A 12,445-nucleotide genomic window follows, 5' to 3' on the forward strand; every position below is an offset into this window, starting at 1 on the left:
ATTTTATATCCAGATAATAAAGGCGTTACTATATTTATGTCAATCGATTAATATAATCTCAACCACATACCTCCAAGCCATGGAATAGGCTTTATTTGCAGTAGGAGAACTAACACCTTTTTTTCTAAATATTAGTTGAACTGCTTGATGAGTTTTTAAAGAAATTTAGAATAGAGTAGTTTTTAGTGAATAATTGATAAAAATATGGACTAATAATTTAATATGTTAAGCGTTTGACATATTGCAAAATTTGCTTTATAATATAATTAATATTATGTAATTGATAAAGTAATATTAACTGCTAGAAAGGAAGCAATTTAGATGCCAATTAAAAATGAAGTAATGTTGATTGCATATGCTGATAGTATGGGAAAGAATTTAAAAGACCTTAAGTATATATTAAATAAGTATTTTAAAAATGCTATTGGGGGGGTTCATATCCTACCTTTTTATCCATCCTCAGCTGACCGGGGGTTTGCTCCACTTACCTACAGCGAGATTGATAAGAAATTTGGTAGCTGGGAAGATTTAGAAAACCTGAATGAGGATTTTTATTTAATGTATGATTTTATGATTAATCATATTTCCAGACAGTCTAAATTCTATAAAAATTTTAAAAAAAATAAGGATGTTTCTCCTTATGCTGATTTTTTTATCAGGTATAAAGATTTCTGGCCAGGTGGTGAGCCGGCTCAAAAAGATATTGACCTTATCTATAAAAGAAAGCCCAGAGCCCCATATGTAGAGGTTAAATTTGAAGATGGAACAAGTGAGAAAATATGGTGTACCTTTGATGAAGAGCAGCTTGATCTTAATCTTAATTCTAAAGTTGTCAGGGACTTTATTAGTGATTCACTTATTTATCTGGCTGAAAAAGGGGCTTCTTTAATCCGCCTTGATGCTTTTGCCTATGCAATTAAAAAAATAGGAACTAGTTGTTTTTTTATTGAGCCTGATGTCTGGGAATTATTGGGATTTACTAAATCAATATTGGAGCCTTATGGGGTAGAGATTCTACCGGAAATTCATGAACATTACTCTATTCAGTTAAAGCTGGCTGAAAAGGGGTACTGGGTATATGATTTTGCTCTGCCTATGTTGATGCTTTATTCTCTATATAGTGGTTCAGGTAAAAGATTGGTTAACTGGTTAAAGACTTGTCCCAGGAAGCAATTTACTGTTTTGGATACACATGATGGAATTGGGGTAGTGGATGTCAAGGATTTATTAACAGAAGAGGAGATAGAGCTGACTAAAGATTATCTTTATTCCAGAGGATCAAATGTGAAGAAGATTTATAGTAGCACAGCTTATGATAACCTTGATATTTACCAGGTTAATTGTACTTATTACTCAGCTCTTGGCAACAATGATGATGGCTATTTAACTGCCAGGGCTATTCAGTTCTTTACTCCAGGTATTCCCCAGGTTTATTATGTGGGATTACTGGTTGGAGAGAATGATATTGAACTTCTTGAAAAGACAAAGGTTGGTAGGAATATTAACCGCCATTATTATACTCTAAAAGAGATCGAAGAAAACTTTACGAGACCTGTTCAACAACGGTTAATAAATTTAATGAAATTTCGTAATTTATATCCGGCCTTTGATGGAGAATATAAGATTCATAATACTTTAAATGATGAGATAATTAAGATATCCTGGAAAAAGAATTTATATGAAACTATTCTGACCGCTAATCTTAAAGAGTATAAGTTCTCTATTGATTATTTTGATCCTGAAATTGGTGGGTACAAACAGTTGATTGGTGTTTAATTTTTTAAAATTACTTGGTGTTTTAAGTGAAGGTATTCATATAAAGATGTCAAATGATTAATATCAATTTTAAACGTTTTTATAATTTAAGGTAATAATAATGATTTGTAACTACTTAATAGTCAGAAATAAGGAAGCAAAGTTTGAACTACTTATTTCTGGATACTTTAAGTAGGAACAATATTTTAAAATAATTAAAGGAGGAAGAATTGATATGAAGAAGTATTTGTCTATGGTTGTTTTCTTGATGGTTATTCTTGTTTCCAGTTTTGTTATAGTGAGTGCCGGAAATGTTGAAATTACCTTGGTTAACTCCAAGGAAGAGATTCAGACACAATTAGAGGAAGCTGCTGAAGTATTTGAAAGTGAGAATCCAGGTATAAGCTTGGAAGTTATTCCCGCACCTGCTGGTCAATCACCATATGAAAAGGTTGTAGCAATGTATGCATCAGGTAATGCGCCGACACTTGCTATGTTAGACCCAGGTGATATGCCTAAATTTGCTGAGAAATTTATGGATCTATCATCTCAAAAATGGGCCAAGGATGGTATGCCAGGTGCCTTTAATGCGGCAGAAATTGATGGTAAATTAATTGGTTTTCCACTTGCTATAGAAGGATATGCCTTTATTTATAATAAGAAAATTGTAGAAAAGGCAGTTAATGGTGATTTTGATCCTTCTACAATTAAAACAAGAGATGACCTGGAGAGATTATTTCAACAGATTGAAGATTCTGGAGTGTCTCCCCTTCATATTTCACCGATGGATTGGTCATTAGGACAACATTACCTAGCTATAGCCTATATAGCTCAGTCTAAAGACCAAGAAGATGTATATGAGTTCCTGGATGACCTGAAGGCAGGTAAGGTTGATCTAGCTAACAATAAGGTCTTTAATGGTTTAATGGAAACCTTTGATGTAATGAAAAAATATAACATAGATAAAAATGATCCATTATCTGGAACATATGATAGAGGTGCAGAATTACTGGGCCTGGGTAAAGTCGCTATCTGGTTTATGGGTAACTGGGCATGGCCGAGTCTTAATGAATTTGACCCTGACGGTCAATATGGATTTTTAGCTGTTCCAATTAGTAATAAGGCTGCTGATTTTGCTAACTCCAGCATAGTTAAAGGTTCTTCTAAGTTTATCGGGATTGATAAAGAGCAAAGTTCTAAAGAAGAACGGGCGGCTGCTCAGAAATTCCTGAACTGGTTAATTTATAGTGATAGTGGGCAAGATGTTTTGGTTAATAAAATGAATATTATTCCTGCCTATAAGAGTATAGAATTGGAACCTGCTGATCCACTGGCAAAATCTATAACTAAATATATGGTTAAAGCTCAGACTATTGAGACTATAACACTGCCAGCTGATCACTGGTCTGTAGTTGGTGCTTCTATGCAGAAATATCTGGCAGGATATATTGATAAAGCAGGTTTAGCAAAAGAGGTTGAAGCATACTGGAAGACTGTTAAATAAAATTATAGACAATGAATAAATATAAATATAGGGGGCAGCCTTTTACCCCCTATTTGTTTTATCTATTATGAAAGGAGTGAGTTAAAATGAACGAAAAAGGTTTTTTTAATAAACTTAAAATCTACTTAATATTTGCTGGGCCAACGACTTTTGCTTTTTTTGCTGTAATTATTATACCATTTATATTTGGCATATATTTGACATTTACTGACTGGAATGGACTTTCTTCTACTTACTCTTTTGTAAAAATAGCAAATTATATTTCTATACTATATGATTCAGCATTCTGGACTTCATTTTTATTAACTCTTAAATATGTATTTTATACTGTAGTAATTGTAAATGTTATGGCTTTTACTCTGGGATATTTTTTAACAAGTGGAATTAAAGGAGAAAATTTTTTGCGAGCTGGCTTTTTTATTCCTAATCTGATAGCTGGAATAGTATTAGGACTTATCTGGCGGTTTATTTTTTCCAGAGTACTGGTTTATTTAGGACAAAATGTAAATTTGGGGATATTTTCTACTTCCTGGTTAGGTAATCCAGATAAAGCTTTCTGGACTTTGGTGATTGTGAGTGTCTGGCAGTATTCTGGGTATATGATGCTTATTTATATTGCAGGATTTATGAATGTACCTAAATCTGTTCTGGAGGCAGCCACCATTGATGGGGCTAGTTCTTTCCAGAAGGTAAAGAGTATAATAGCACCTTTGATGATCCCTTCTTTCATTATATCCATCTTCTTAACTTTACAGAGAGCTTTTCTGGTATATGATGTGAACTTAGCATTAACTAATGGAGATCCCTTTAAAAGTACAGAGTTACTATCACTACATATCTATCGAAAGGCATTTCTGGCACAGGACTATGCTATTGGACAGTCTCAGGCTTTTTTCTTTTTTCTAATAGTGGCAGGAATAACATTTACTCAGGTTTATTTCAGTAAGAAGTTGGAGGTGGAACAATAATGGTAAAGGAAAATAAGATGGTATCAAAATTAAAGACAGTGGTTTTATCGTTATTGTTATTGTTTTACATGACACCGTTTGCTATTCTGCTGCTGAATGCTTTTAAAAATAAAAGACAGATTATCTCCGATCCCCTTGCTTTACCGGATAGTTTTAAGCTGAATAACTTTATAGAGGCTTTTGACAAAATGAATTACATTCACGCTTTTTTTAATACATTAATAATTACTGTCTTCAGTGTGTTTATTATTGTTATTTTTTCTTCCATGACAGCTTACCTATTTGTCAGATGCAAATGGAGGTTTAATAAAATTATGTTTTTTGTAATGGTGGCTTCGATGTTGATTCCTTTTCAGGCTGTAATGATACCCCTGGTTACTATCTATGGTTCATTAAATTTACTTAATAGTAAATGGAGCCTAATCTTTATGTATTTAGGATTTGGTACCTCACTGGCAGTATTTATCTATCATGGGTTTATTAAGAGTATACCATTAGAGTTAGAAGAGGCTGCCATGATAGATGGTTGTACTAGACTGCAAACTTTTTTTAAAATAGTCTTTCCATTACTCAAACCAACTACAATGACTATTATTATCTTGGATATGCTATGGATCTGGAATGATTTCCTGCTACCTTCGCTGGTATTGATATCATCAGACCAGAGGACATTACAACTTTCCACCTACTATTTTAATGGCACCTATACATCAGATTATCATTTGTTGATGGCTGGACTTTTATTGACTATTATTCCAGTTATTATTGTATATATCTTTGTCCAGAGACATATTATTAAAGGGGTTATGCAGGGGTCAATAAAATAATTGAGAAACTTAAAGGTTTGGAGAACAGTATGTACCTTAAGAGTCGCTTTCTATCGTCAATAAAAGTGGTAGAAGTACTGAAGAAAAATCAAGTAAGAGCAGGGAGATCCTGACTCTTACTTGATTTTTCTTATTTCTTATCATTTTGCCCATAATGAGTTTTATTAGCTGGTTTTTTATTTAATATTTTAAATTCGTTTTCCTTAGCTATTTCCAGATCTTTAAGTTTAATGGCCCTTTCTACACCCCTTTTTTTATTTCTTTTAAGTTTAATTTGCATTATTAAACCCCCTTTTTAATATTATTTTCCTTGTATTGTATAAATTTTATACCTGTTTATTTTAAACGAAAATATTAACAGTTTTTAAAGAACTTATATCTATTAAAAAACATGAATACAACATGTATATTATTAAAAAATATGTTATAATAAATACAGTTATTTAATTTTGTATCTTTCCTAAAAAACAGGAGGATGCTGTTTTTTGAAGAATATATAAAAAAAGTGAAGATTAATAAATATACACATATTTATTGTGTGGATTTTAGAGGTGGTTAAATGGTTTAGATTAAGAAGGGAGTGGTACAATTAGATAAATTAGCAGTTTTAAAAGGAGATGTGTTAGATTTAATTATATGCATATAATTAATTAAAAAATAGGAGGAGTTTATATGAATTCTAAAAAAATATTTTCATTAATTTTGATTACTGTTCTGGTATGTGCTTTTAGTGGTCTAGCTTTTGCTAAAACCTATGTTGTTGGGACCAGTGCTGGTTTTCCACCTTTTGAATATGTTGATGAAAATGGAGATGTAGTTGGTTTTGATGTAGATTTAGTAAAGGCGATTGGGGAACTAAAGGGTTTTGATGTTGAGGTTAAGGATATTAGTTTTGATTCCCTGCCAGCTGCTTTAAAGACAGGAAATATAGATATGATTGCAGCAGGTATGACTATCACTACTGAAAGGGAAAAGGTATTGGATTTTTCTCAACCATACTGGACTGCTAACCAGAGTATCATTGTTACTGAGGATGCTCAAGAGGGATTAACTCTTTTATTTGGTGATCATGATATAGGTGTTCAGACAGGTACTACAGGTGATATCTGGGTAACTGATAATTTTAAAGAAAAAGGTATTTTAACAGGTAAAGTAGCCCATTACGATACATTTGTACTGGTTGTTAGTGATCTTATTAATGGTAATCTTGATGGTGTTGTCCTTGATACTCCTGTTGCTGAGAGTTATGCTGCCCAAAAACCGGTTAAGGTAGTAGCGGAGATAGTAACAGGTGAGGAATATGGTATAGCTGTTGATGAGGGAAACACAGAATTATTAGACTTAATAAATGAAGGAATAGATGAATTGAAGGCAAATGGTAAGATGGATGAATTAATCACTAAGTACTTTAAATAATAGTTAAGTTAGAGAGGGTGTATTGGTATAAATAATCTTCAACTTATCTGGAGTTCCCTTCCCAATTTGCTGGGAGGGGCTCTGGTTACTATTAAACTTACAGCGGCAAGTCTGGCAATTGGGATAGTACTGGGTATTCCTTTAGCCTTTGGGCAAATATATGGTAATAGACTTATTAAAGGACTTATATCAATTTACGAGAGGCTCTTCAGGAGTATTCCCTTATTAGTTATTTTATTTCTTGTTTTTTATGGTTTTCCATATGCAGGTATACGTCTTCCTGATTTTCTAGCTGCAGTACTTGGAATAGGGTTAAGGAGTGCTGCCTATCAATCACAGATATACCGGGGGGCAATTCAATCTGTTTCAAATACACAGATGAAGGCAGCCTTATCAATGGGAATGACTAAGTTGCAGTCATTTTTTCATGTTATTTTACCACAGGCCATCAGGTTTGCTATCCCATCATTTTCTAATGAAGCAGCTATTGTCTTAAAAGATACGTCCCTGGCTTATGCCTTAGGTGTAATTGAATTATTAAGGCAGGGTTACTATGTAATTGCAACCAGTTATGAACCAATGGCGATATTTTTAGCAGTTGCAGCAATTTATTTAGTTATGACTGTTAGCCTGAATATGGTTTTGACCAGAATTGAAAATAAACTAAAGATTCCTGGAATAGGAATTGAAGGGAGTTCCCAATGAGTCAAAATACTATTCTAAGAATTAAAAATCTGTATAAAAGTTTTGGAGATAATGAAGTCCTCAAAGGTATTTCTTTATCCTTGAATAAAGGAGAAACAAAGGTTATTGTAGGGCCAAGTGGTACAGGGAAGAGTACTATCTTAAACAACATTAATATGTTAGTGCCGCCAGATAAAGGGGATATTTATCTGGAAGATATAAATATTACAAAAACTAATGATATCCATAAGGTTAGACAGGAGATTGGTTTTGTTTTTCAGGATTTTGGCTTATTTGATCATTTAACAGCTAAGGGTAATGTAATGATTGGTCTTACTAAAGTAAAAAAGATGGATAAAAAGGATGCTGAGGAACTGGCTGAGTTTGAATTAAAAAGGGTAGGTCTAAGTGATTTTGCTGATTCTTATCCTGCCCAGTTATCAGGTGGACAGAAACAGAGGGTTGGTATAGCACGGGCACTGGCCATGCAGCCTAAATTAATATTATTTGATGAACCCACTTCAGCCCTTGACCCGGAGTTAACCGGAGAAGTGCTTAATGTTATGAAAAATCTGGCAGAAGAGGGAATGACAATGTTGATAGTATCACATGAGATGGCTTTTGCTAGATCAGTATCAGATGAAATAATATTTATGGAAAAAGGTTCTATTGTTGAACAGGGTCCACCAGAAAAACTATTTAACAATCCTGTTGAAGTAAGGACAAAGGAATTTCTTTTAAAATTGACAGAAATGTATAGTGAGAGTGATTCCTGATGTTAGATATCTTCAATTTATTTTTAGAATATTACCCACGGTTGATGAATGGATTGTTAATAACGATTGTATTAACGGTTATATCAATATTTTTAGGTACAATTTTTGGTGTTTTGCTGGCTTTAGGTAAAATCTATGGGAATAAAATAGTATCAAGACTTATTACAATATTTATTGGCCTTATCAGGGGAACCCCTTTATTGTGCCAATTATTCATCTTATATTTTGGATTACCCCCTTATGGGATAAGGCTTCCAGCCCTTCTTGTAGCGGCAATAGGTTTTACCATAAATAGTGGGTGTTATCAGGCAGAATATTTAAGGGGTGCAATACAATCAGTAAGTGGTTGTCAGATGAAGGCAGCCCGGTCTATTGGAATGACACAGTGGCAGGGTATTATTTATGTTATTTTACCCCAAGCCCTAAGGAGGGTAATTCCATCCTGGGCAAATGAATTTATTTATCTTTTAAAATATACCTCACTGGCATATATTATTGGTGCCCCTGAATTGATGGGCGAGGGAAAGGTGATTGCCAGTAGGAACTATGAATTTTTTAAGATGTATTTAATAATTGCTATTATATATCTGATAATTGTTCTAATACTCACCAAGGCCTTTGACTATCTGGAAGAAAGAGTGAAAATACCAGGTCTAGAGCATAGTAGATAATTAATATAAAAGAGGGTTTATATATTATGGGAGTTACTAATAAACAGCTTAAAAATACTGTAAATAAGATAAAGGATAAATTAATTAGTATAAGACGGGATATTCATATGTATCCAGAACTTGGTTTTGAAGAGAAGAGAACCGCCTCTATAATAGAAAAAGAATTAAGTTCTTTAGGGATAGAAGTAAAAACAGGTGTTGCTGGTACAGGCCTTGTTGGTTTAATAAAAGGCAGACAGGAAAAACCGGTAGTTGGACTCAGGGCTGATATGGATGCTTTATCTATTACAGAAAAAAATAAGTCTTCCTATATATCAAGGAATAAAGGTAAAATGCATGCCTGTGGCCATGATGGGCATATTGCAATTTTGCTTGGAGTAGCAGAAGTTTTATCTGCTTTTAAGGAGGATATACCTGGTCAGGTGAAGTTAATCTTTCAACCTGCTGAAGAAGGTCCAGGTGGTGCTCTGCCAATGATTGAAGAAGGGGTTCTTGATAATCCTAAAGTAGACATAATACTGGGGTTGCACCTCTGGCAGGATATACCAGTTGGTAAAATTGGTATTCGTGATGGGGCAGAATTTGCTTCTGTTGATGAATTTGATTTGATTATTAAAGGAAAAGCTGCTCATGGGGCTAGCCCCCATCAGGGGGTTGATGCTATTTTAACTGCTTCACAGGTGATTAATTCTTTACAAAGTATAGTAAGCAGGAATGTTGCTCCTACAGAAGCAGCTGTTATTACAGTAGGAAAGATTAATGGTGGTTACCGGAGAAATATAATTGCTGATGAGGTAAATCTGGAAGGTACAGTCAGGTGTTTTTCAGCAGAGCTAAGGGATATGATTGAGAAGAGAATGGAAGAAATAATTAGTGGTATCTGTCAGGGGACAGGCTGTACTTATATTTTAGATTACCGCCGTGAGTACCCCCCATTAATAAATACCCCTGAGATTAATAGACAGATTAAATCAGTTGTAGGGGATTTAATAGGTCAGGATAGTGTTATTACTTTGCAAAAACCCACACTGGGTGGGGAGGATTTTGCCTTTTTTTTAGAAAAGGTACCGGGTAGTTTTTTTCTGCTTGGCAGCGGGAATATAGAAAAAGGTATTACTGCTCCCCAACATAGTTCATATCACAATATTGATGAAGATGCTATTCCCCTGGGTGTAGAAATATTAACTAATCTTGTATTTCAATTAAGTAATAAATTTCTGGAAAAGAAACTTTAAAGTTATAAACTTTAAGGTTGTGGATTGAAGACCGACAAATATATTTGTCTGGTTTTTATGATAGTCTAGATAACTTTGGGTGATAAATATTTTAAAGTACCAGAGATTATTCTTTGTTCTAATTTTAATAGTTTTGTTGTAGGCTATCGTTCTTAAAGTTTAATAGGTTAACCTTAAAGTAATTCCCTATTATAGAACAGAAAGAAATAAAAACTTGCTTAATTATGCACTTTTTGATATTATAAGATTGTGTTCGAAAAGTAATAATTAGGATTATATATCCTGAAACGAAGTTAAGGTGTACTGTTTAAGTGATGGGATATATAATATCTAACAGTTAATATATAAATATTTTTTGAGCAGATGCTATAAGATGAAGGATTATGTTGTTTTTAGAATGGCATAATGTAGATAGCTTTGGAATATATATTTCAAAATTAAATAAAAATTATAAAATAGATTTCTAGGGGTGCCCTTGAGGCTGAGATTATACCCTTATACCTGATCCAGTTAATACTGGCGTAGGGAAGTAATAATATGGTTTGATATGTGTAAGCCATTAGTTCCTTATTCAGGTAAGGGACTAATGGCTTTTTTTATTATTACCTGGGAAATTATTTGAGGAGGGATTTAATTGTTGAAAGATAGGATTTTAGGGACAGATCTGTATTGTATTACTGATGAGGGTCTTTCTAAGGGCAGGGATAATATTGAAGTGGTAAATGAATTGCTACGGGCTGATATAAAGATTATTCAGTACCGGGCAAAAAACAAGAGTATGAAGGGAAAATATGAAGAGTGCCGAAAAATAAGAAAGTTAACAGCTGAGAGAGGTGTGACGTTTATTGTTAATGACCATATAGACCTTGCTCTGGCTGTAGAGGCTGATGGGGTGCATATTGGTCAGGGTGATCTGCCAATTGAGGTTGTTCGAAGACTTATTGGTGATAAGATGATTATTGGCTTATCCACCCATTCACCTGAAGAGATAGAAAAGGGTGTCAGGGCTGGTGCTGATTATCTAGGGGTAGGTCCTGTTTTTTCAACCAGTACCAAGGAAGATGCTTCACCACCACTTGGATTAGATTATTTGCGTGATGTAGCAGATAAAATTAAGATTCCTTTTGTGGTAATTGGTGGTATTACAGAGGCTAATATTGACTCTGTGCGGGAGAGTGGCGCTGAGTGTATCTGCCTTATTTCAGAGATAGTTGGAGCAGAAGATATAGGGGAAAAGATAAGGAGTTTACGCAAATGTTTAGGAAAAAAATAAGGATTAAAGGGAGAGATTAATAATGATGACTTTAATGGAAAAGGCAAAGGCAGGGAAATTTACAGCTGTAATGGAGAAGGTGGCCAGGGATGAAGGTGTTAGTGTAGAACTTATCAGAAAAGGACTGGCAGAGGGAACAATAGTTATCCCCTGTAACCCTCGTCATAAAAAATTGGAACCGAGGGGAATAGGTGAGGGTTTGTCTGTTAAAATAAATGCCAATATTGGAACTTCTGAAGAGTATTCAGATATAGATGTTGAATTGGAAAAACTGACAGCAGTTATTAAAAATGGCGGGGATGCTGTTATGGATCTCAGCACCGGTAATAAAATTTCTGAAACCAGGCAAGCGGTTATTGAAAATAGTACTATACCAGTAGGGACAGTTCCCATCTATCAGGCTGGTGTTGAAACACTACAGTCTGGTAGGGCTATTGTTGATATGACTGTCGATGATATCTTTAAAGCTATTGAAGCCCAGGCAGGGTCAGGAGTGGATTTTATTACAGTGCACTGTGGATTAACCAGGGAGGGTATAGAACACTTAAGGAAAGAAGGCAGAGTAACGGATGTTGTCAGCCGTGGGGGTTCTTTTCTCACTGGCTGGATGCTGCATAATGAGCAGGAAAATCCCCTTTATGAACAATATGATAGATTACTGGAGATTGCTCGCCAATATGAATTAACCCTTAGTCTGGGTGATGGACTGCGTCCTGGTTCACTGGCAGATGCTACTGACAGGGGCAGATCCATGAATTGTTAGTATTAGGGGAATTAGTTGATAGGGCCAGAGAAGTTGGTGTTCAAACCATGGTAGAGGGCCCGGGGCATGTACCATATGATCAGATTGAAGTAAATATTAAACTGGAAAAAGAATTATGTAAAGGCGCTCCCTTTTATGTGTTGGGGCCACTGGTAACGGATATTGCCCCTGGTTATGACCATATAGTAGCTGCCATTGGTGGGACAAAGGCAGCTGCAGCAGGGGCTGACTTCTTATGTTATGTTACACCAGCTGAACACCTGGGGCTTCCTACTATAAGTGATGTTAAGGAAGGTGTTATTGCCAGTAAAATAGCAGCACATGCTGCTGATATAGCCAGGGGTAACAAAAAGGCCTTAAAGAGGAATAAAGAAATGGCAGTAGCTCGGAAGGCACTTGACTGGGAAAAGCAGATAAAACTAGCAATTGATCCGGAAAAAGCTAGAAAGTTCAGGAAAGAGCATAATACAGAAGAACGGGATGTCTGTGCTATGTGTGGTCAATTCTGTGCTATGAAGATAACTGAAGAGATTTTGCGGAAAAAGTAATTAACAATTATCAAAAAAAGGTGAT

The 12,445-nt window shown here is 34.8% G+C and carries 11 protein-coding genes, 1 pseudogene and 1 riboswitch; of the genes and pseudogenes, 11 read left to right on the top strand and 1 reads right to left on the bottom strand.

Annotated elements, in window-relative coordinates; genetic code table 11:
* Positions 1-321: 321 nt before the first annotated feature.
* From gtfA to D7D81_RS02850, 4 genes are all read left to right on the top strand, one after another.
* Positions 322-1,776 carry a sucrose phosphorylase gene (gene gtfA / locus D7D81_RS02835; RefSeq protein ID WP_125987126.1) on the top strand — a complete coding sequence of 485 codons (1,455 nt, stop codon included), beginning with the start codon at positions 322-324 and terminating at the stop codon, positions 1,774-1,776.
* 232 nt (positions 1,777-2,008) lie between these two features.
* A complete protein-coding gene (locus D7D81_RS02840) occupies positions 2,009-3,259 on the top strand; it encodes an ABC transporter substrate-binding protein (protein WP_502700020.1) in 1,251 nt (416 codons plus the stop codon).
* Positions 3,260-3,345: 86 nt separating this feature from the next.
* Positions 3,346-4,227: a carbohydrate ABC transporter permease gene (locus tag D7D81_RS02845; protein ID WP_125987130.1), complete on the top strand. Its 882-nt coding sequence runs from the start codon at positions 3,346-3,348 to the stop codon at positions 4,225-4,227.
* Complete coding sequence (locus D7D81_RS02850) at positions 4,227-5,054, top strand: carbohydrate ABC transporter permease (RefSeq protein ID WP_125987132.1); 828 nt, start codon at positions 4,227-4,229, stop codon at positions 5,052-5,054. Before D7D81_RS02845 ends, D7D81_RS02850 begins: the two co-directional genes overlap by 1 nt.
* Before the next feature lie 130 nt (positions 5,055-5,184).
* Here D7D81_RS02850 and D7D81_RS19405 read toward each other — a convergent pair whose 3' ends face one another.
* Positions 5,185-5,334 (bottom strand): hypothetical protein, encoded by a 150-nt coding sequence (locus D7D81_RS19405; RefSeq protein WP_164522090.1) that lies wholly within the window; start codon positions 5,332-5,334, stop codon positions 5,185-5,187.
* 392 nt (positions 5,335-5,726) lie between these two features.
* On the opposite strand from D7D81_RS19405, the gene D7D81_RS02855 reads away from it, so the two are divergent.
* From D7D81_RS02855 to thiC, 7 genes and pseudogenes are all read left to right on the top strand, one after another.
* A complete protein-coding gene (locus D7D81_RS02855; protein ID WP_125987135.1) occupies positions 5,727-6,470 on the top strand; it encodes a basic amino acid ABC transporter substrate-binding protein in 744 nt (247 codons plus the stop codon).
* Between the two features lie 66 nt (positions 6,471-6,536).
* Positions 6,537-7,175 (top strand): amino acid ABC transporter permease, encoded by a 639-nt coding sequence (locus D7D81_RS02860; RefSeq protein ID WP_286170120.1) that lies wholly within the window; start codon positions 6,537-6,539, stop codon positions 7,173-7,175.
* Positions 7,172-7,930, top strand: a complete 759-nt coding sequence (locus tag D7D81_RS02865) for an amino acid ABC transporter ATP-binding protein (RefSeq protein WP_125987138.1) — start codon at positions 7,172-7,174, stop codon at positions 7,928-7,930. The genes D7D81_RS02860 and D7D81_RS02865 overlap by 4 nt, the downstream gene beginning before the upstream one ends.
* Positions 7,930-8,601, top strand: a complete 672-nt coding sequence (locus D7D81_RS02870) for an amino acid ABC transporter permease (RefSeq protein ID WP_125987140.1) — start codon at positions 7,930-7,932, stop codon at positions 8,599-8,601. Before D7D81_RS02865 ends, D7D81_RS02870 begins: the two co-directional genes overlap by 1 nt.
* Before the next feature lie 26 nt (positions 8,602-8,627).
* Positions 8,628-9,836 carry a M20 metallopeptidase family protein gene (locus tag D7D81_RS02875; protein ID WP_125987142.1) on the top strand — a complete coding sequence of 403 codons (1,209 nt, stop codon included), beginning with the start codon at positions 8,628-8,630 and terminating at the stop codon, positions 9,834-9,836.
* Between the two features lie 455 nt (positions 9,837-10,291).
* Positions 10,292-10,381, top strand: a riboswitch (TPP riboswitch).
* A gap of 92 nt (positions 10,382-10,473) precedes the next feature.
* A complete protein-coding gene (gene thiE / locus D7D81_RS02880; protein ID WP_125991867.1) occupies positions 10,474-11,109 on the top strand; it encodes a thiamine phosphate synthase in 636 nt (211 codons plus the stop codon).
* A gap of 25 nt (positions 11,110-11,134) precedes the next feature.
* Positions 11,135-12,420: pseudogene (gene thiC / locus D7D81_RS02885) on the top strand (phosphomethylpyrimidine synthase ThiC).
* Positions 12,421-12,445 lie beyond the last annotated feature (25 nt).

The sequence above is a fragment of the Halocella sp. SP3-1 genome (assembly GCF_003953885.1).
In the GTDB taxonomy this organism is placed as follows: domain Bacteria; phylum Bacillota; class Halanaerobiia; order Halanaerobiales; family DTU029; genus Iocasia; species Iocasia fonsfrigidae.

Bases quoted from the DNA above. Each gene is read 5' to 3' on its own strand.
- D7D81_RS02870 (WP_125987140.1), top strand. From the start codon at position 7,930: ATGTTAGATATCTTCAATTTATTTTTAGAATATTACCCACGGTTGATG.
- D7D81_RS19405 (WP_164522090.1), bottom strand. From the start codon at position 5,334: ATGCAAATTAAACTTAAAAGAAATAAAAAAAGGGGTGTAGAAAGGGCC.
- D7D81_RS02840 (WP_502700020.1), top strand. From the start codon at position 2,009: ATGGTTGTTTTCTTGATGGTTATTCTTGTTTCCAGTTTTGTTATAGTG.
- gtfA (WP_125987126.1), top strand. From the start codon at position 322: ATGCCAATTAAAAATGAAGTAATGTTGATTGCATATGCTGATAGTATG.
- D7D81_RS02865 (WP_125987138.1), top strand. From the start codon at position 7,172: ATGAGTCAAAATACTATTCTAAGAATTAAAAATCTGTATAAAAGTTTT.
- D7D81_RS02850 (WP_125987132.1), top strand. From the start codon at position 4,227: ATGGTAAAGGAAAATAAGATGGTATCAAAATTAAAGACAGTGGTTTTA.
- D7D81_RS02855 (WP_125987135.1), top strand. From the start codon at position 5,727: ATGAATTCTAAAAAAATATTTTCATTAATTTTGATTACTGTTCTGGTA.
- D7D81_RS02875 (WP_125987142.1), top strand. From the start codon at position 8,628: ATGGGAGTTACTAATAAACAGCTTAAAAATACTGTAAATAAGATAAAG.
- D7D81_RS02845 (WP_125987130.1), top strand. From the start codon at position 3,346: ATGAACGAAAAAGGTTTTTTTAATAAACTTAAAATCTACTTAATATTT.